At 56.3% G+C, this 18,777-nt stretch carries 18 protein-coding genes; 13 read left to right on the plus strand and 5 right to left on the minus strand.

Annotation, left to right across the window (positions count from 1 at the left end; all coding sequences use genetic code 11):
- Nucleotide 1: 1 nt before the first annotated feature.
- Both EXZ61_RS10295 and EXZ61_RS10300 read right to left on the minus strand, forming a co-directional pair.
- Nucleotides 2–916, minus strand: a complete 915-nt coding sequence (locus tag EXZ61_RS10295; RefSeq protein ID WP_142811512.1) for a CoA transferase — start codon at nt 914–916, stop codon at nt 2–4.
- An 83-nt stretch (nt 917–999) separates the two neighbouring features.
- Complete coding sequence (locus tag EXZ61_RS10300; protein WP_142811515.1) at nt 1,000–1,467, minus strand: flavodoxin domain-containing protein; 468 nt, start codon at nt 1,465–1,467, stop codon at nt 1,000–1,002.
- Between the two features lie 132 nt (nt 1,468–1,599).
- Here EXZ61_RS10300 and EXZ61_RS10305 point away from each other — a divergent pair, with 132 nt between their 5' ends.
- From EXZ61_RS10305 to EXZ61_RS10320, 4 genes are all read left to right on the plus strand, one after another.
- Nucleotides 1,600–2,682 (plus strand): 3'-5' exonuclease, encoded by a 1,083-nt coding sequence (locus EXZ61_RS10305; protein WP_237219146.1) that lies wholly within the window; start codon nt 1,600–1,602, stop codon nt 2,680–2,682.
- 20 nt (nt 2,683–2,702) lie between these two features.
- Complete coding sequence (locus EXZ61_RS10310) at nt 2,703–3,293, plus strand: MOSC domain-containing protein (protein ID WP_237219147.1); 591 nt, start codon at nt 2,703–2,705, stop codon at nt 3,291–3,293.
- Nucleotides 3,294–3,392: 99 nt separating this feature from the next.
- Entirely contained in the window at nt 3,393–4,682 is a 1,290-nt protein-coding gene (locus EXZ61_RS10315) for an iron-containing alcohol dehydrogenase (protein WP_237219148.1), read from the plus strand.
- Nucleotides 4,683–4,789: 107 nt separating this feature from the next.
- Nucleotides 4,790–7,039 (plus strand): dehydrogenase, encoded by a 2,250-nt coding sequence (locus EXZ61_RS10320; RefSeq protein ID WP_178084851.1) that lies wholly within the window; start codon nt 4,790–4,792, stop codon nt 7,037–7,039.
- 101 nt (nt 7,040–7,140) lie between these two features.
- Here EXZ61_RS10320 and EXZ61_RS10325 read toward each other — a convergent pair whose 3' ends face one another.
- Entirely contained in the window at nt 7,141–7,977 is an 837-nt protein-coding gene (locus EXZ61_RS10325; protein WP_142811519.1) for an IclR family transcriptional regulator, read from the minus strand.
- Between the two features lie 155 nt (nt 7,978–8,132).
- Here EXZ61_RS10325 and EXZ61_RS10330 point away from each other — a divergent pair, with 155 nt between their 5' ends.
- The 9 genes from EXZ61_RS10330 (at nt 8,133) to EXZ61_RS10370 (ending at nt 16,755) form a co-directional block, all read left to right on the plus strand.
- Nucleotides 8,133–8,891 (plus strand): SDR family oxidoreductase, encoded by a 759-nt coding sequence (locus EXZ61_RS10330; protein WP_142811521.1) that lies wholly within the window; start codon nt 8,133–8,135, stop codon nt 8,889–8,891.
- 36 nt (nt 8,892–8,927) lie between these two features.
- Nucleotides 8,928–10,421 (plus strand): sugar ABC transporter ATP-binding protein, encoded by a 1,494-nt coding sequence (locus EXZ61_RS10335; protein WP_142811523.1) that lies wholly within the window; start codon nt 8,928–8,930, stop codon nt 10,419–10,421.
- Nucleotides 10,422–10,449: 28 nt separating this feature from the next.
- On the plus strand, nt 10,450–11,451 hold the full coding sequence (locus EXZ61_RS10340) for an ABC transporter permease (protein WP_142811525.1): 1,002 nt from the start codon (nt 10,450–10,452) through the stop codon (nt 11,449–11,451).
- Nucleotides 11,452–11,551: 100 nt separating this feature from the next.
- Nucleotides 11,552–12,496, plus strand: coding sequence for an ABC transporter substrate-binding protein (locus EXZ61_RS10345; protein ID WP_142811527.1), 945 nt, complete (start codon nt 11,552–11,554; stop codon nt 12,494–12,496).
- A 70-nt stretch (nt 12,497–12,566) separates the two neighbouring features.
- On the plus strand, nt 12,567–13,421 hold the full coding sequence (locus tag EXZ61_RS10350; protein WP_142811529.1) for a fumarylacetoacetate hydrolase family protein: 855 nt from the start codon (nt 12,567–12,569) through the stop codon (nt 13,419–13,421).
- 1 nt (nt 13,422) lies between these two features.
- On the plus strand, nt 13,423–14,715 hold the full coding sequence (locus EXZ61_RS10355; protein WP_142811531.1) for an L-fuconate dehydratase: 1,293 nt from the start codon (nt 13,423–13,425) through the stop codon (nt 14,713–14,715).
- Entirely contained in the window at nt 14,712–15,584 is an 873-nt protein-coding gene (locus tag EXZ61_RS10360) for an L-fucono-1,5-lactonase (protein WP_142811533.1), read from the plus strand. The genes EXZ61_RS10355 and EXZ61_RS10360 overlap by 4 nt, the downstream gene beginning before the upstream one ends.
- 43 nt (nt 15,585–15,627) lie before the next feature.
- On the plus strand, nt 15,628–16,404 hold the full coding sequence (locus tag EXZ61_RS10365; protein ID WP_142811535.1) for an L-fucose dehydrogenase: 777 nt from the start codon (nt 15,628–15,630) through the stop codon (nt 16,402–16,404).
- 12 nt (nt 16,405–16,416) lie between these two features.
- On the plus strand, nt 16,417–16,755 hold the full coding sequence (locus EXZ61_RS10370) for an L-rhamnose mutarotase (protein WP_142811537.1): 339 nt from the start codon (nt 16,417–16,419) through the stop codon (nt 16,753–16,755).
- Between the two features lie 10 nt (nt 16,756–16,765).
- Here the strand turns inward: EXZ61_RS10370 and EXZ61_RS10375 are convergent, their stop codons facing one another.
- Nucleotides 16,766–18,001: a hypothetical protein gene (locus EXZ61_RS10375; RefSeq protein WP_142811539.1), complete on the minus strand. Its 1,236-nt coding sequence runs from the start codon at nt 17,999–18,001 to the stop codon at nt 16,766–16,768.
- A 25-nt stretch (nt 18,002–18,026) separates the two neighbouring features.
- On the minus strand, nt 18,027–18,773 hold the full coding sequence (locus EXZ61_RS10380) for a hypothetical protein (protein WP_142811542.1): 747 nt from the start codon (nt 18,771–18,773) through the stop codon (nt 18,027–18,029).
- Nucleotides 18,774–18,777 lie beyond the last annotated feature (4 nt).

Genomic DNA, 18,777 nt, shown 5'->3' on the forward strand with positions numbered 1-18,777 from the left:
CTCAAGCCATCGTGTACAGAGGAATGTCTTTGTTTGCAGCCAGTGCATCCAAGTCTGTGCGTGATTTGTCTTTGAAATAGGCGGCAATAGCGCTTGCAGTTTCAGGTGCGAACATGGCAATGATGTTGGCATTGACCAAGCCCACTTCTGCGGCGATGGCCTTAGCAAAGTGGGGCTCCAAGGCGGCCAAGGCGACCCGACCATCTTTGCATGGGTATACCTTGTAGCCCGCATGGGCTCCGCCTAGCGCAGCGCCTGGGCGGGTCAGGCCCCAAGTGCGCGGGGTTGCCATGTAGGCGGCGGCCTGAGAAAGCGCGACGTCTGTCCATGTGCCAGTTTTTCCTTGCAGTTGCTGCAAGCGTGTTTGCAATAGCGCCTCGCTGGCCATGAGAGAGCCCCCCATGTCCGCATAGAGGCTCGCGGGCAGCTCCAAACCCTGCACCAGTCCGTTTTCTGCCACGTAGGTGAGGTCATGTCCGGCCTCTTCAGCCCGCTCACCCAGCGCGCCGACAATGGACACGATGCTGAGGTGGGGGTGCTGTCCACGCAAAGATTTTTTGTCTAGACCCAGCTTCTTGAGCGCTGAAGGGCGAAACGACAGCAGCAGCGCGTCGTGTTTGGCCAGTAACTTGTGCAGTACTTTTTGCCCTTGCTCGGTTTTGAGGTCAGCGTTCAAGACCGTAACGCCTTGGTGCATCTGGTCGTAAGCGGCCCGGTCGTACAGGCCCATGGGGTCTCCCGGCGTGCCCTTGGGTGCGCTGGGGTGCGCTGGCGGCTCCAGCTTCGTGCAGCGTGCGCCCATTTGGCGACAGCGCATCAACGCCATGGGGCCCGGGATATTGAGCGCCAAGCTCAAAACACGCATGCCTTTCAAAGACTGAGGCAGTTTGGAGGAGGGGGCTGTAGCGCGGGCCATAGGTTGAGTGTCGCCTTAAGGGAGTTTGGTTTGCTATGAAAAAGATATCTGCTTGCGCAATAGATAGGGGCGAGAGCTGGGATTTAGGTGTGTTGTGGGCTGGCGCTCAGTAGCTTGACCCATTCGGCGCACCAGGCTATCGCTTGGTCTTCCGGTGCGTTGCTACCGCCTGCATCTAGCTCCAAGGCGGGTCCTATGCGCTGTGCGCCCAAGTCTCGCAGACGCTCATCAAAGCGCTTGCCGCCCCCGCAAAAACTGTCTTGGTAGCTGCTGTCTCCCAAGGCGATTAACCCGAAGCGCACATGACCCAAATAACGTGCATCGTGGTCCAAGGACTGGTAGAGCGCCTGCGCGTTGTCGGGCACATCACCGGAGCCCGTGGTGGAAGTACATAGCAAAAAGGGCCCGGGCGCATCGAACACACCAATGTTCAGCCCATCCATAGGCAGCAAGGTGAACGAAATGCCCAGATCACCTTGCGATAACTCCAAAGCCTGCGCCACGTGGGTCGCGTTACCGTGCATGGTGCCAATGAGAATAGTGATTTGCATGAAGGCCAGAAGGTCTAGGGCGCCAGCACGCCGTGTTTATGGCGCGCAGCGCAGCATTTTCGAAATTTGCTCAGATGATAGAGGCAATAATGGCTGCTGCACTTTCGCACGAACGCTACTACCAGGTGCCATTTGAACCAAGACCCGCTCAGCTCTGACCTGTTTCCTGAGATTCGGCTGCCCCCAGCGCCGCCCAAGACACGAGCCCCCCGCAAATCAAAGAAGACCGAGACTACGGCACCCTCCAACCCAGCCCACCGTGGTGAGGCATCGTTGGTGGGGGCTAGCTCCCCAACGACTACCTTGGCCCAGCAAGACCCTGAGGCTCTGGCAACGGTATTGGAAGCGCACCCCGACTACCGACTGCTGCGTCGTCTCAAACCCCGTTTGCATTGGGATGGCGCTGCGTCCCAGGGTCTTGTCCGTGTGGTGATTCTGGACACCGAGACCACGGGTCTCGACCATGGCAAAGACAAAATCATGGAACTGGCGCTGCTGCGTCTAGATCTGGACAGCGCAACCGGGCTGCCCGTGGGGGATGTGCAGGTCTACGACGGGCTGCAAGACCCTGGCATGCCCATTCCCGCCGATGTGGTCGCTATTACCGGGTTGACCCAGGCCGACGTGGCAGGTCAGACATTAGACGAAGCACGTATTGCCGAATTGCTGGCTGACGTGGACCTTGTGATTGCCCACAACGCAGGGTTTGACCGGCCGTTTGTCGAGGCGCGTATTCCCCGATTTCGCGAGTTGGCATGGGCATGTTCTTTTGCCGATATCGACTGGAAGGCGCAGTGGCGCTCATCGGCCAAGCTGGAAAACCTAGCCCAAGCCCTTGGCTTGTTTTACGACGCTCACCGAGCAGAAATGGATTGCCATGCTTTGTTGGCTGTCTTGGCGCAGCCACTACCCGTGCCAGGCCATAGTGGCCTTGCCCATCTGGTGGAAGCCTCGGCACACGCCAGCTACCGCTTGCAGGCGAACCACGCACCTTTTGATGCCAAAGACTTGCTCAAGGCGCGAGGGTATCGCTGGAATGCCGAGCAGAAAGTTTGGCACACCTTTTTGAAGGACGGTGGTACTTTGCAGACCGAATGCGAATGGCTCAAAGAACACGTCTACCACCAACGCTCGGTGGTGGTGCAGCTAGAAAAGCTCGATGCGCATGTGAAGTACGCGTCACGCCAAGGGGAGTTGATTCATCGGCAGTTGTAAAAGTAAGCAGGAGCGGTACGTTGAACTCTTCAAACTTGAGAGTGCTGGGTGTACAGCGGGCGATAGCGCGTAAGGTGCAGATCGCCGGGCGCAGCATTCTGACTGCGATCCACAAGACCGCTGTGCACGAAGCTGTGGAGCTGCGTCCACTGGGACTGGTGGGCGACGAGCAGGCCGATTTGAGCGTCCACGGCGGTTTGGACAAGGCGGTGTATGCCTACCCGAGCGAGCATTACAGCTATTGGCAACAAGAGCGCCACCAAGCAGGGCTAGATGGCATTGATAACGACTTGCCCTTCGGCGCCATGGGTGAAAACCTGACACTACAAGGCCTCTTGGAGACCGATGTTTGGGTGGGGGATGTGCTGCACTTCTCCGCCTGCAGCTTGCGGGTGACGGCTCCCCGCGAGCCTTGTTACAAGTTCAACGCGGCCATGGGCTTTAGCCACGCCGTCAAACGTATGGCGCAAACCGGCTTCTGTGGCTTTTACCTTGCCGTCGACAGGCCCGGGGCCATTGCATCGGGGGAAACTTTTGTCTTAGAGCCTGGACCCAGACGCTTGTCGATTCCGCAGCGTTTCGAGGCCAAAATGTTCAAACACATGCGCTGATCGTTTCGGTAATCTTCGCGATTAAGGTGAAGCCTCAACTGGAATACGCAAAGGCATACTATGCTGACGGTTTGCTGAATAAAAAAGAGGAGAAACGTCTTGATATCTACGCTGCTAAACGACTCTGTAAAGGCCACTGGCCTGGGCGCTTTGATGAAAGGCGTAGGCATGGTGACGCGGTTTATACCCATCCCACAGCCTACTTTGTTAGTGGGCCCTGGTTCTAGCGCCCGACTGGGGCAGGCGGTCGCAGGCTTCGGCCACAGCAAAATTTTGATCGTGACGGACAGCATCATTGCCAAGCTAGGCTTGCTCAAGCCGCTGACAGACGCGCTCACTGCCGGCGGTGCCCAATACGTTGTCTTTGATGCCATTACCCCAGACGCCCCCATTCCTTTGATCGAAAAAGGGATTGAGTTCTTTAAGACCCACGGTTGTGATGCCATTGTGGCCTTTGGCGGCGGCTCGTCCATGGATGCGTCTAAGGCCATAGCTTTAGCGGTCAAAAACCCGAAGCCATTGCGTCAACTCGCGGGCTATCTGAAGGGACTGCACAACCCCGTCAAGATCTATGCAGTACCTACGACGGCTGGCACGGGTTCCGAGGTGACGGTGGCCGCCGTGATTTCAGACCCCGAGCGACAGTCAAAACTCGTGATTGTTGACCCTCGCATGGTGCCGAAAATGGCCGCCTTAGACCCTGCTTTGATGACGGGTCTACCGCCCCACATCACCGCGGCCACGGGCATTGACGCACTGACCCACGCCATCGAGGCATTTGTAGGTAACTGGTCCACGGCTTACTCTGACGGTATGGCACTGTCGGCCGTGGGTTTGATTTTTGAGAATTTGCGCTTGGCCTATACCCAGGGCGACAACCTAGAGGCGCGCGAAAAGATGGCGCTGGCATCTACTTACGCTGGCTTCGCATTCACGCGCGCTAACGTAGGTTACGTGCACGCGATTGCCCACCAGTTTGGCGGCAAATACCACACGCCACACGGCTTGGCCAACGCCATCATGTTGCCCATTGTGCTCAAGTATTCGAGCCCCGCAATTACCGAACGTCTGGCGCAACTCGCCTTGCGCGCCAAGGTAGGTACGGAGGACGAAGACTCTGAAATGCTGGCGCAAAAGTTCTTGGATGCCGTAGACCAGCTCAATCGCGATTTGAAGATTCCTACCTATTTGGAGGCGCTGAAAGAGAGCGACATCCCGGCACTAGCCAAAGCGGCCTGCCATGAAGCGCATACCGGTTATCCCGTACCGCGCTACATGTCACAAACCGTATGTGAAGGCATTATTCGCCAAGCCCTTCCTCCCAGTGCGGCTAAGGCAAGCAAGCCTGCTGCAGGGACACGCAAGAAGAAGGCGGCTGCCGCAGCTTGACAGGGTGCCTTGCGCACAACACCAGCGAGGGGTGGGCAAGCCCCACTGGTGAGGGACGATGACTTGCACTAAATTGGCAGTTGTGAATCAACAAGAGGAGCTCTGAGATGAAAAAAGTGGTGACGGTAACGCTGGGTTCTTCCAAGCAGGATTTTGAATTCAAGACGGAATTCTTTGGGCAGCAGTTCCATGTAAAGCGTTTGGGTGCCGATATGGACACGGGCAAAGCATGGGAGCTCATGCGCCGGCAGCAAAACAATGCAGATGCCATTGGCTTGGGCGAGATCAGTGACCACTACCACGTGGGCTTGCGCACCATCGTGAACAAAGAAACGCAGCGTCTTATGAATGTGGTGACACGCGTGCCCGTGACCACAGGCGCCCACCTGCGCCGGCTGTTGCAGGTTCGTGCGGTGCGCTACGTGCAAAAAGAGTTGGGGCACTATTTCAACAACAATTTGGTGCTCTTCTTGTCTGGCATGCGCAACTTTGACATGGCTGTGGCCTTGTCGGACTACACCAAGAACCTGAGCTTTGCGGATGCAACCTTTCTAACCGGCGCGCCCACCATGCTGACTTCGCTGGAGCAGCTGGAGCTCTTTGCCAAAGGCAGTGAGTTCATGCTCAGCGGGCGTGGTGGCGAGATGCTGGAGCAAGCGTTGAGTGATTTCAAGATCAAGCGGGTCGCTAGCGCCGTGGCGAAATCACATGTCGTGGTGGGCACGTTTGCCGAGATCAAGAGTGTGGCGCGCGAGGGTAATCTGGACGGCAAGACGCTCATCACCTCCGCGGTGGACGACGAGCGCATGGAGTTTTTCAAGAAACACAAGGTCAACTTGGTGGTGGACGTATCGCCGAAGTTGTTTGAACATGTGGTGGGCATCAATACGCTAGAGGCCATGATTCTGGCCACCATTCACAAGCCTCAAGAAACGGTGTCGGATGACGACTTGGACGAAATCCTGACTGAGTTGGACATTGCTCCGCGTTTGCTACACCCCACGGGCAAGTTCCGCAATATCCGTCGCTTTGCATTCGTGATTCATCCCTTGAGCCAAGAGTTCATTCGCAAGGGCTTTCCCATCCCTAAGTCCACGCCCAAGTTTGTGATGGACAAAGTAGAGACTTTGGCTGCGCACATGCCGCCCATGGTCTACTGCAAGATGGACAACATCATCTCGCCGACTGGCGCAGAGGCCGAGGGGTGGTTGATTTCCGTGGGTGGCACACCAAAAGAAATGCTGTCGCGCAGCCCCGAGTTCACCTACCGCCGCTTGCTGCATGCGGCACGCATCGCCGAAAAAATGGGCGCGCAAATTATGGGCCTGGGGGCTTTCACCAAGGTTGTGGGCGATGCTGGGATCACGGTGGCTCGCCGTTCTAGCTTGCCCATCACCACGGGCAACAGCTACTCAGCCAGCGGTGCCTTGTGGGCCGCCGCTGATGCCATGCGCCGTATGGGTCTGGTCAAGCTCACCAAGGGTGCCAAAAAAGTACCTGCCAAGACCATGGTGATTGGAGCTACCGGTTCTATCGGCTCGGTCAGTGCGCGTTTGTTGGCCATGGCCTTTGACGAAGTGGTTATAGCGGCCCGTGATTTAGCCAAGCTCGAAGAACTTAAAGCGTCCATCTTGCTGGACACGCCAGACGCCAAAGTAACTTGCTCTATCGACTACGACAATCTTCTGTCGGATATGGACATGATCGTGACCAGCACTTCAGGTGCTGGCAAAAAGATTCTGGACATCACCAAAGTCAAGCCCGGATGTGTGATTACTGACGTGGCTAGGCCTTTGGATTTACCACCCTCAGAAGTTGCCAAGCGGCCAGACGTGTTGGTGATCGAGTCCGGCGAGATTGAGTTGCCCACGAAGGTCAAGGGCATGAAGAGCATTGGTCTGCCACCGAATGTGATTTATGCCTGCTTGGCGGAGACCATCGTCTTGGCCTTGGAAGGCCGTTTCGAAGTGTTTACAGTCGGCCGCGACACCGAGTGGGAAAAAGTTAAAGAGATCTACAAGCTAGGCCTTAAACATGGCATGAAACTGTCCGCCATTTCGGGTGTCAAAGGTGTGTACTCTGATGCTGACATTGCCAAGGTAGTGAGTTTGGCCAAGAAGGCGCGCTTGACCTGGAATGGGGGGCAAAGTGCCGCGGTGAAAACGGTGGCTACCAAGACGGCTGCGCCTGCTAAGTCAGTGAAAGCTGCGCCTGCGAAGGCCGCTGCCAAGTCGGTGAACGTCAAAGACAGTGCCAAGGTCCTTGCAGCGCCCGTGAAGGCGGTAGCAGCGGCTAAACCCGTGGCTAAGAAGACTGTTGCAAAGAAAGCTGTTGCCAAAAAAGCCGTGGCGGCCTAGTCATTTCTTGTGAGGGCACTCGACAGCACGAGTGCCACAAGGCCCTGTGCGCGTCGGAGTTTTCCGCTCGCCACAGGGCCTTGTTTTTTGCAATGTGGGCTCTATTTGCCAGCACTCTGGGTAAAAGATAAGGCTTGGGCTGCTTCGCGCAGCAGCTCCCGTACTTCTGGTAATTCTGGTCCAATGTGCCGGTCAATACGGCGGATGTAGGGGCAGGTGAGGGTGGCTATGGCGGTATGGTCTGGCCCCAGAATGGGGAAGGAAATGTCCACCACGCCGAACGACTGGGCACTGTCTCGCTCTAGGTAACCTTGTTGCCGAATCTCCGCAATGGTGAGCGCGAGCTTTTCTTCCGTGATGGGCACCTCTCCATCTAAAGGCGTGTGTTCTGCCAGCATGCGCTGGTAGCTGCCAGCATCGGCGTAGGCTAGTAGCAGATGGCCTGACGCAGTATCGAGCAAGCCCACGCGGGCACCGCGCTGCACCGAAAAGCTCCAACCACGTGGGCTATTGATTTGGGCGCTGATGAGTACATTGCCCCGGTCATACACACCCATGTGGCAAGACTGCTCGGCCTTGCGGGCGAAGTCATCCATGATGGGCAAGGCTTGATTAATCAGCCGACTCAAAGGAGGGTGCATATGGGCCAAGGCAAACAACTTGAGGCTCAAGGCATAGCGGTCGCCCGATGGATTGCGCATGACGTATTGCCGGGCTACCAAGCGCTCCAACATGCGGTAGATCTCATTGGGGCTGCGCTCCATTTCCTTGACGATTTCTGCCCGTGTCAGCCCGTGCGCTTGGGTGGCCAAAAGCTCCAAGATATCTAGGCCTTTGTCTAAAGCAGGTGCCCGGTAGCGTTCGTCTGCGGCTGCAGGTTCTGCGCTTTCGGTGGATTTGGGGCGGCGTCCCCGTGGCTTAGGCGTGGTGTCTGACATGAATGCTTTAGTAGGTGATGAGGCGTGTTCTGCAGGTTTTTATAACAGAGCGAAGGTTGCCTAGGGAAAGTACTAGCTTGTCTCTTCCTATCTGCGATTATCATTCGATTCACAAATGAATTAAATATTCATATTTGAATTTAAAGAGGCGAAGTATGGCGCAAGGTAGATTGCAAGGTAAAACAGTACTCATCACCGCAGCAGCGCAGGGCATAGGTCGTGCCAGTGCGTTGGCTTGCGCCATAGAAGGCGCGCATGTGATCGCCACGGACATCGATGCTCAGTACCTCGCCACCTTGGCGCGTGAGCACAGTGGCATTCGTGTGGCGCAACTCGATGTGCGCAATGGAGACGCTGTGATGGCGCTTGCCGGCGAACTCCCCGCACTGGATGTGCTTTTTAACTGCGCGGGCATGGTGGCCAATGGCAGTCTGTTGGATTGCAGTGAGGCGGACTGGGACTTGAGCTTTGACTTGAACGTCAAAAGCATGTTTCGCATGACACGTGCATTCTTGCCAGGCATGCTCGCCAAAGCGGGGGCGGACGGTAGCGCCTCCATCATCAACATGGCGTCCATGGCGTCTAGCATCAAAGGCTTTGCAAACCGCTGCGCTTATGGCGCGACCAAGGCGGCCGTGATTGGCCTGACCAAATCGTTGGCGGCAGACTACGTCAAAGCAGGCTTACGGGCCAATGCTCTGTGCCCAGGTACGGTGGACACGCCTTCTTTGCGCGGGCGCATCGCAAGCGCTGCTGACCCAGTGCAGGCGCAGAAGGACTTTGTGGCACGCCAACCTATGGGACGTCTAGCCAGCGTAGATGACATCACGCCGATGGTGGTGTACCTTGCGAGCGACGAGTCACGCTTTGTCACGGGCCAAACCCTGTTGGTCGACGGCGGTGTGACGATTTAAGTCGTATTTAAGCATTCGCCACGAGAGAGTATTGTTGTGACACCACTGGTTGCTATCAAAAACCTGAGCAAGTCTTTCCCAGGTGTGAAGGCTTTGGATAAGGTGCAGTTCGACCTCATGCCGGGAGAGGTGCATGCCCTCATGGGGGAGAACGGCGCAGGCAAGTCCACGCTCATGAAGATCTTGGCGGGGGTGTACCGTAAAGACAGTGGTGAACTGTGCTTGGACGGTCAGCCTACGGAGATTGACGGCCCAGCTCACGCACAGGCGTTGGCCATTGGCATCATTCACCAAGAACTGCATCTCATGGCGCATCTGACGGCGGCGCAAAACATCTTCTTGGGCCGTGAGCCGCGCAAGTGCGGTGGACTCCTGCTGGATGAAGACGCGATCCATCGCGACACCCAGGCCTTGTTTGATCGGCTGAACTTGTCCATGCCCCCGAGCACGCCTATTGGTGAGCTCACGGTTGCACGTCAGCAAATGGTGGAGATCGCAAAGGCTTTGTCACACAAGTCGCGCGTGCTCATCATGGACGAGCCCACTGCGGCACTCAACAACGCTGAGATCGATGAGCTGTTTCGCATCATTCGCCAGCTCAAGAGCGAAGGCGTGGGCATTGTGTACATCTCCCACAAGATGGACGAAATACAGCGCATTGCCGACCGCATCACCGTGATGCGTGACGGCACCTATGTGGCAACTAGGCCCGCCAGCACGCCCATGGCGGATGTCATTGCCATGATGGTGGGGCGCAAGCTGGAGCATGCACACAAATCCATTCCTGACACATCCAGCAACGAAGTCTTGCTTGACGTGCGTGGATTGAACCGTGGCCGCGCGATCCGCGACGTGAGCTTTACGGTACGACGCGGCGAGATATTGGGCTTCGCAGGCCTTATGGGCGCTGGGCGTACCGAGGTCGCGCGCGCCGTGTTTGGTGCCGACCGGATTGACAACGGCGAAGTTCGTGTGCGTGGTCAAGTGATTCGCCTAGAGTCGCCACAAGATGCCGTGCAGGCCGGTATTGGCTACCTGTCGGAAGACCGCAAGCACTTTGGGCTGGCTACCGGCATGGATGTGGAGTCCAACATCACGCTGCCAAGCCTCAAGCGTTGGCTCACATGGGGTGTGTTTTTGAACCGCTCTGCCATCCGTGTCGTCTCGCAGACGATGGTGGATAAGCTGCGTATCAAGACCCCATCTCTGCTACAGACGGCCAAGTTGCTGTCTGGCGGCAATCAACAAAAAGTGGTCATCGCCAAATGGCTGGTGCAAGACTGTGAAGTCCTGATTTTTGACGAACCTACCCGCGGTATTGATGTGGGCGCTAAGAGCGAAATCTACAAGCTTCTCAATGACTTGGCAGCTCAAGGGCGCGCCATTATCGTGATTTCCAGTGAATTACCAGAAGTGCTGCAGCTCAGCCACCGTGTGTTGGTGATGTGCGAGGGCCGCATTACCGGTGAGGTGAGCGGCGAGGCCGCAACCCAAGAAAGCCTGATGGCGTTGGCCACGCAGCGCGACTAACAGCAACGAAAAACACAACAACTTTGCCATGACTCTACCTACTACCTCCACTTCTTGGTTGTCCCGCTTGTCCGGCGGACAAGCTAAGCAAAAGTTGCTGGCGTTTGCCAGTTTGATCGCGCTGATTTTGGTGTTTACCGTGCTCAAGCCTGATGCGTTTATGACGCAGGACAACATCATCGGCATCTTGCAGTCCACCACCGTGATTGGCGTCCTGGCCATTGCGAGTACCTTCATCATCATCACCTCAGGCATTGACTTGTCGGTGGGTGTGCTCATGACTTTCTGCGCGGTGATGGCTGGTGTATTCATGGTGAGTTGGGGCCTGCCTATGCCCTTGGGTTTGCTTGGCGCAGTTGCCATGGGCGCACTATGTGGCAGTGCCTCAGGCTTGGCCATTACCAAGCTCAAAGTGCCGCCCTTCATAGCTACCTTGGGCATGATGATGCTGCTCAAAGGCACCTCGCTCATCATCACATCGACACGCCCCATCTACTTCAGCGATGTAGAAGGTTTTGACCAAATCGCCCTAGGCTCTGTGATAGGTGACCTGATTCCTGCTTTGCCCATCCCCAATGGCGTGCTGATTTTGTTTGTCGTGGCTGTGGTGTGTTCGATCGTATTGAATAAAACCGTGCTGGGCCGGTACACCTTTGCCTTGGGCAGCAATGAAGAGGCTGTGCGCCTTAGCGGCGTCAATGTAGACCGCTGGAAGGTCATCATCTATGCGTTTGCAGGTGGCATTTGCGGCATCTCCGGCTTGTTGATTGCTTCTCGCCTCAACTCTGCGCAGCCTGCTCTGGGGCAGGGCTACGAGCTCGACGCCATTGCAGCTGTGGTCATCGGTGGTACATCCCTGAGCGGTGGTGTTGGCACGATTTTGGGAACCATCATCGGTGCTTTCATCATGAGTGTGCTGATTAACGGCCTGCGCATCATGTCGGTGGCCCAAGAGTGGCAAATGGTGCTGACAGGCTTGATCATTATTTTGGCGGTTTACACCGACAACCTTCGCCGCAACAAGTCATAAGGAGATAGACCAACGCCCCTTTTCTACCGCCCATCGACGCTTATTGGCTCTGATTTTTCGTGATTCCGTGAAACATAACTTTATCAACAGGAGACAACCCATGAACGCAAGAAGAAAACTGCTGGCCCTTACCGCTGGCTTGGCCCTGGCAGGTTTTGGCACTTTCGCCAATGCCCAAGAGATCTACATTCCGCTGATTTCCAAAGGCTTTCAGCACCAGTTCTGGCAAGCGGTGAAACAAGGCGCTGACCAAGCCGCCAAAGACTACAAGGTCAAGGTCACTTTTGAAGGTCCTGAGACCGAGCAACAAGTGGACAAGCAAATCGACATGCTGTCCGCCGCATTGGCCAAGAAGCCAGCAGCCATTGGCTTTGCGGCACTCGATAGCAAAGCCGCCATCCCTTTGCTCAAGAAGGCACAGGCAGCCAAGATACCGGTCATCGCCTTTGACTCCGGTGTAGACAGTGACATCGTATTGACCACTGCGCAAACCGACAGCAAGGCCGCAGCAGCATTGGCCGCTGACAAGATGGCAGAAAAAATTGGTGGCGAAGGTGAAGTGGCGGTGATCGGCCATGACCAAACCAGCACCACAGGCACTGGTCGTCGTGACGGGTTTGTAGAACAAATCAAGGCCAAGTACCCCAAGATCAAGGTGGTAGATATCCAGTACGGTGGCGGTGACCATCTGAAGTCGGCGGAAATCGCCAAGACGCTGGTGCAGGCCCACCCCAAGCTCAAGGGTATTTTTGGTACCAATGAAGGCTCTGCAATTGGTGCAGGCAAAGGCCTGAAGGAAGCCAAGAAGAGCGGCGTGGTCATTATTGGCTTTGACTCCGGCAAGGCCCAAAAAGACATGATCAACGACGGCACTATCGCTGGTGCGATCACCCAAAACCCTGTGGGTATTGGATACAAGACGGTGGAAGCCGCTGTGAAAGCGCTCAAGGGCGAAAAGCTGCCCAAGATCATCGACACCGGCTTCTATTACTACGACAAGAGCAATATCAGCGATCCCAAGATTGCTGCGGTTCTCTACGATTGATATCAACCTTCGGCAAGCTGCGCTGTGCGTGGCTTGCCTTTTTCCCCAGTAACCGTTTGAGGATACGACTGTGAAACTTGTGCGCTATGGACTGCCGGGCCAAGAAAAACCGGGTGTTTTGGACCCCCAGGGCCGTGTGCGGGACCTCTCGGGTGTGATCGCGGATGTGGGGGGCGAAGCCCTGCTGCCGCACAACCTAGATGCCTTGCGCAAAGTGGTGATTGAAACCCTGCCGGTGGTGCAGGGGACTGCGCAAAAGGACTTGCGCTTGGGACCCTGCGTAGGCAAGGTGGGTAAGTTCATTTGCATAGGCTTGAACTATTCAGACCATGCGGCTGAGAGCGGGATGCAGGTGCCGCCGGAACCTGTCGTCTTTAACAAATGGACCAGCGCGATCGTGGGGCCAGATGATGCAGTGGAGATTCCGCGCGGCTCAGTGAAGACCGATTGGGAGGTGGAGCTTGGCGTCGTGATTGGCAAAGGTGGCCGCTATATCGACGAAGCCGATGCCCTGTCCCATGTGGCGGGCTACTGCGTGGTCAACGATGTCTCCGAGCGTGAATACCAACTGGATCGCAGCGGCACCTGGGACAAGGGCAAAGGTTGCGACACTTTTGGCCCCACCGGCCCTTGGCTCGTCACAGCGGATGAAGTGCCTGACCCACAGGCTCTGAAAATGTGGCTCGACGTAGATGGCAAGCGCTATCAAAACGGCAGCACATCCACCATGGTCTATGGGGTGAAATTTCTGATCTCTTATTTAAGTCGCTTCATGAGCCTGCAGCCGGGTGACGTGATCTCCACCGGCACGCCGCCGGGTGTGGGCATGGGGCAAAAGCCGCCCGTGTACCTGCGCGCTGGCCAAACCATCCACCTGGGCATTGATGGCCTGGGGACCCAAACCCAAAAGACCGTCCAAGCCTGACATGACCAAAGTTACCAATATGCGCGTCGTGGACGTGCGCTTCCCCACGTCCCAACATCTCGATGGCTCGGATGCCATGAACCCGGACCCGGACTATTCTGCGGCCTATGTCATTCTGGAGACAGACACAGCGGGAGTGGAGGGGCATGGGCTGACCTTCACGATTGGGCGGGGCAATGAGATTTGCTGCACCGCCATTGAGGCCATGCGCCATCTGGTGGTGGGCTTGGACATGGACTGGGTGGCGCAGGACATGGGGCGCTTCTGGCGCTACATCACCTCCGACAGCCAACTGCGCTGGATTGGTCCAGACAAGGGCGCAATGCACTTGGCCACCGGCGCGGTGGTCAATGCAGTGTGGGACCTGTGGGCCAAGTTGGAAGGGGTGCCCGTGTGGAAGCTGGTGTCCCGCATGAGCCCAGAAGAGCTGGTGAAGCTCATTGACTTCCGCTACATCACCGACTGCATTACGCCAGACGAGGCCTTGGCACTACTGCGCAAGCAGGCAGTGGGCAAAGAGGAACGCTGGGCTACCTTGGAGCGCGAGGGCTATCCGTGCTACACCACATCGGCTGGTTGGCTAGGCTATGACGATGACAAACTGCGCCGCCTATGCAAAGAGGCCACGGACGCCGGGTTCAACCACATCAAGCTGAAGGTAGGGCGCGACAAGGCCGACGACATACGCCGACTGCGCATAGCGCGTGAGGTGCTGGGCCCTGACCGCCACCTGATGATTGACGCCAATCAGGTGTGGGAGGTGAATCAGGCCGTGGAATGGGTGCGCGAGTTGGCATTTGCCAAGCCTTGGTTCATTGAAGAACCCACAAGCCCCGATGACATTGAGGGCCATCGCGTGATCCGCGAGGGCGTGCATCCGGTCAAGGTTGCCACCGGCGAGATGTGCCAAAACCGCATTATCTTTAAGCAGCTCATCATGCGGGGCGCGATTGATGTAGTGCAGATTGACTCCTGCCGCCTAGGGGGCGTCAACGAAATTTTGGCCGTGATGCTGATGGCGGCGAAGTACAACTTGCCAGTCTGCCCACATGCTGGCGGCGTGGGCCTGTGCGAGTACGTGCAGCACTTGTCCATGATCGACTACCTGTGCATTGCAGGCACTCGGGAGGGGCGTGTGATTGAGTTTGTGGATCACTTGCACGAGCATTTTGTGGATCCTTGTCTCATTGAGAACGCGGCCTACATGCCTCCGCAAGCAGCAGGATTTTCGATTGAGATGAAGCCCGAGTCACTCAAGCAGTACACCTTCAAACCCAAAGCCATTGCGGCATGAAGATAGACACCCATCAGCACTATTGGCGCTACCGTGCCCAAGAGTTTCCGTGGATTGCGGACTCCATGCCCCTGCTCAAACGCGACCGTTTGCCTACAGACGTCGAATCCGCCATGGCGAACGCCGGGGTAACGGGCGCCGTAGCGGTTCAGGCGCGCTCCGTGGCCGCCGAGACAGACTTTTTGCTCCAGTTAGCAGATCAAGTTCCAAGCGTGATGGGGGTTGTTGGGTGGGCAGATTTGCGGGCTGGTGACCTGCAGCAGCAGCTGGACCGTTGGTGCGCGCATCCCGCATTCAAGGGCTTGCGCCATATTTTGCAAGATGAGTCTGACGTAAGCGATTGGGTGAATGACGTACTGGTGAATTTCGGTTTACGCACTTTGCAACAACGTCACTTGGTGTACGACGTGTTGGTGTATCACCATCAGCTGCCATTGGTGCATGCGTTTTGCGCCGCGCATGACACGCATTGGCTGGCGTTAGACCATATGGCGAAACCGGCTGTGCGCGACTGGGCGCGAGCGCCAGATGCATTGCGCGAGTGGGGTCGCAACTTGGATATCTTGGGCACGCTGCCTCACGTGATGTGCAAGCTATCTGGTGCGGTGACAGAAACAGACTGGGCCGTCCACGGTGCTGCGCGCCCCGCCGATGCCAAAGTCATATGGTCGTGTTTCGATCGCGCGCTGGACGCATTTGGTCCCAACCGCATCATGTTCGGCTCGGACTGGCCGGTGTGCCAGCTTGCAGCGCCTTATGAATCAGTGTACGACTTGGCTTCGCAATGGGCTGCCAAACGCTTGAGTGAATCTGAGCAAACTGCGTTTTGGAGCGGCAATGCGCTTCGGTGCTACGGGCTAACGGCATAGTTGCACCACGATTGGGTGAACAACGTTTTATCGAGACAACAAGATGGATCTGCATTTACAAGACAAAGTGGTCATCGTGACCGGAGGTGCCAGCGGCATTGGTGCTGCCATCTCGCTCACGCTGGCGCAAGAAGGCGCTATCCCGGTGGTGTTTGGCAAAAGTGCCATGACAAGTGAATTTTCAGCACAGTTGCAGGCAGTTGCGCCTAGGCATTGGTTTGTGCAAGTGGAGCTTTCAGATGAGTCTGCATGTAAGGCCGCTGTGGCCCAAGTACTCGCGCAGTTTGGCCGCTTAGATGGCTTGGTCAACAATGCTGGCATCAACGACAACATCGGCCTAGACGCTGGGCGCGACGCGTTTGTTGGCTCCTTGGAGCGCAACCTCATTCACTACTACACCATGGCGCACTACTGCGTGCCGCATCTGAAGATGAGCAAGGGCGCCATCGTCAATGTGTCTTCAAAAACAGCGGTAACAGGGCAGGGCAATACCAGCGGTTACTGCGCCTCCAAAGGTGCCCAGCTTTCACTTACCCGCGAATGGGCTGCCGCCTTGCTGAATGATGGGGTGCGTGTGAATGCTGTCATTCCCGCAGAGGTGATGACACCCTTGTATGCGCGTTGGATTGATAGCTTTGAAAACCCCCAAGAAAAGCTGGCGGAAATCACCGCCAAGATCCCCTTGGGGCACCGCATGACCACCTCCGAAGAGATCGCGCGCATGAGCGTGTTTTTGCTGTCAGATGCGTCTGCCCACACCACAGGGCAATGGGTTTTTGTAGATGGCGGCTACACCCATCTTGACCGTGCTTTGTCTTAGGAGGGGAACGCGATGCGTTATGCCTTAGCGCTGGATTTGGTGGATGACGCGCAGCGCATTGCCGAGTATGAGAAAGCCCATGAACGTATATGGCCAGGCGTTCGCGATCACTTGCGAGAACACGGTGTGCTACAGATGCAAATCTACCGCTTGGGCACGCGGCTGTTTATGGTGATGGACGTTGACCCGGTGGTGTACAGCGCCGAGAGCATGGCCCACGCATCGTCGAAAAATCCCACCATCATGGAGTGGGAGCGCTTGATGTGGACCTACCAAGTGCCAACGCCATGGACCCCGGTTGGCACCAAGTGGACGCCTATGTCTTGCGTTTTTGACTTGGCATCTCAGTAGCCCACCGCGCTTACTTGCTGGCTACGTTGCACTCTCTGCGCAGCAAGGCCAAGGCATCATGCAGTTGGTAGTCAAAGTCGCTAAGCAATACCGCTTCCGCCTCTTCAATGAAGTTGTCCCAAAGACTCACGTAATCAGCGCATGCGTGTATAGGGGCGTGCTCTTGGATAAAGTCGCGCGCAGCCTGATGATTGAGGCCACTTTTCCGCAATTTGCGAACCAATGTGGTCGCCGTTTTCTCGGTAAGCAGAGTGCGCTGGGGGCTTCCCGCTGCAATACTGAGAAAAAGTGTCAACAAGGAGCTCTCGTCACTGTGGCCACCTGCGGCTTTGTCCCAGGTCTTCGAAATCTGCCGCTCGATATGCTCCACCTCTGCCTGCAGGTCTTCGATCCAAAAGTACCGGCCTACAAATCCGGCAGTTTGGTCGAACAACTTACGCGGCAGCACCTGGGCATCCAGAATCCGCGGCATGTCTTCAAGTACCGAATCCTTGACCCGTTCAACCACCTCTTTGTATTCCGAAGGTAGCCCCTTAGGCAAAGGCACTGAGACCATGTCGGGCTCATTCGCAAAAGACTTGCGAAGCGCACCAACCATCTTCTCAAACATCGGCCAATCTGGCATCTCGCTACGTCTTAGCGCAAGCGCTAGCAAGCCCGTGCGAATCACGGCCTCTGCATCGGTGCCGGCCTCTTCTAAGTCGGTTTGTTCAAGCCCCAACTCCTGGGCGAACCATGTGGCGGCACCTACCGTGTTGGCAATTTGACTGCGTGCTAGAAGCTCGGCTTGGTAATCCGCCAAAGGGCGTAAGGACCACTTAGCCAAAATCGGAATGTGTTCATCTTGAAAACCCGCACTGTCATGCATGCCGAAGTGCGTGTTTTGCGGCATCGCAATAAGCGCCTTCAACATGTCAGACGCTGTCTTGGAGCGCGACATAAAGGAGTGGTCTTGCAAAGACTGGGCGGCGCGTGCCAAGTTGCCTCCAGAGCTGTGCTCTAAGCACAAACTCACCAGATTGACGATACGGTGCCGCGCCAACTCAATGTCAGGCCTTAGGTTTTCGTTTCCAAAGTACCGGGCAATCTGCACCATGCCTTTTGGTGCGTCCACGCAAATGGCGTCTAGTTTTTCTTGGCTGATGATGCCGTGGGCCATGCCAAACTGCAGCGCCTTTTCAAAGAAAGTGCGCTGGTCATAAATGGCGACCCCTAAGTCAAGGTCTTGGTGAGACGGCTTGTGCATAGACAGGATAGAAGAGGGCAGTGCGCTAAATGGCCGACTCTTCGTCTGATTCACGCGATGCAGGTGTGGCGCGACCACGGTCAGTGTCACCGGTTTCCACCCTAGCGTCCTCTTCTTCGAGTTCGTGTTCCTCTCCAAGGCCCAGGTCATGGGCACGCGCTTTTGCCCGCAGCACCAAGAGCATCTCAATGAACAAATCAGGGTTCTGATAACGCAGTATCCACGCCAACTCCATCCAGTCTTGGTCAGCCACCTCCTCTTGCTCTAAGCGAGGACTGGCGTAGGCATTTCCATACAGCGCGGACTCGCTGAGCATCTCACCATCGTCTTCAATGGTGTCAAAGTTGCCAGTTCTCGCAAATGCCTCAATACGACTCCACTTCTCTGTGAAGTAGTCCGCCAGGGCTTCACTGCCCCCGTCTAGATCACCGATAGCGTTGAGAAACTCCGCAGGTTCCTTGTCCCCGCGAAAAATCACAGAGTTCATCATGCCGCGCAAGTGGGTGCGGGTCAGGTCTTTGTACTGTTTTTCAATGACCACCGCGCGAGCAAACATTTCTGGCGACACCAGCATGTTGACGACAGACTCTTTGGAGTCATCGTATTCACGAATGACTGCCAACACATCTTTGGCTGGTAGTTGTTCCAGCACCACCATCAAGGCATGGTCGCCTTCGGTGTCTGCCAACTCACTGAGGGCGGACTCTGCTCCAACAATGTCGCCAGCGGCAATCAGACTTTGGGTTTTTGTAATCAGGGCTAAATGGTTCATCGTG

It is taken from the genome of Rhodoferax aquaticus (assembly GCF_006974105.1).
Taxonomy (GTDB): Bacteria; Pseudomonadota; Gammaproteobacteria; order Burkholderiales; family Burkholderiaceae_C; genus Allorhodoferax; species Allorhodoferax aquaticus_A.

Bases quoted from the DNA above. Each gene is read 5' to 3' on its own strand.
- EXZ61_RS10295 (WP_142811512.1), bottom strand. From the start codon at position 916: ATGGCCCGCGCTACAGCCCCCTCCTCCAAACTGCCTCAGTCTTTGAAA.
- EXZ61_RS10300 (WP_142811515.1), bottom strand. From the start codon at position 1,467: ATGCAAATCACTATTCTCATTGGCACCATGCACGGTAACGCGACCCAC.
- EXZ61_RS10320 (WP_178084851.1), top strand. From the start codon at position 4,790: ATGAAAAAAGTGGTGACGGTAACGCTGGGTTCTTCCAAGCAGGATTTT.
- EXZ61_RS10325 (WP_142811519.1), bottom strand. From the start codon at position 7,977: ATGTCAGACACCACGCCTAAGCCACGGGGACGCCGCCCCAAATCCACC.
- EXZ61_RS10330 (WP_142811521.1), top strand. From the start codon at position 8,133: ATGGCGCAAGGTAGATTGCAAGGTAAAACAGTACTCATCACCGCAGCA.
- EXZ61_RS10340 (WP_142811525.1), top strand. From the start codon at position 10,450: ATGACTCTACCTACTACCTCCACTTCTTGGTTGTCCCGCTTGTCCGGC.
- EXZ61_RS10345 (WP_142811527.1), top strand. From the start codon at position 11,552: ATGAACGCAAGAAGAAAACTGCTGGCCCTTACCGCTGGCTTGGCCCTG.
- EXZ61_RS10355 (WP_142811531.1), top strand. From the start codon at position 13,423: ATGACCAAAGTTACCAATATGCGCGTCGTGGACGTGCGCTTCCCCACG.
- EXZ61_RS10360 (WP_142811533.1), top strand. From the start codon at position 14,712: ATGAAGATAGACACCCATCAGCACTATTGGCGCTACCGTGCCCAAGAG.
- EXZ61_RS10365 (WP_142811535.1), top strand. From the start codon at position 15,628: ATGGATCTGCATTTACAAGACAAAGTGGTCATCGTGACCGGAGGTGCC.
- EXZ61_RS10370 (WP_142811537.1), top strand. From the start codon at position 16,417: ATGCGTTATGCCTTAGCGCTGGATTTGGTGGATGACGCGCAGCGCATT.
- EXZ61_RS10375 (WP_142811539.1), bottom strand. From the start codon at position 18,001: ATGCACAAGCCGTCTCACCAAGACCTTGACTTAGGGGTCGCCATTTAT.
- EXZ61_RS10380 (WP_142811542.1), bottom strand. From the start codon at position 18,773: ATGAACCATTTAGCCCTGATTACAAAAACCCAAAGTCTGATTGCCGCT.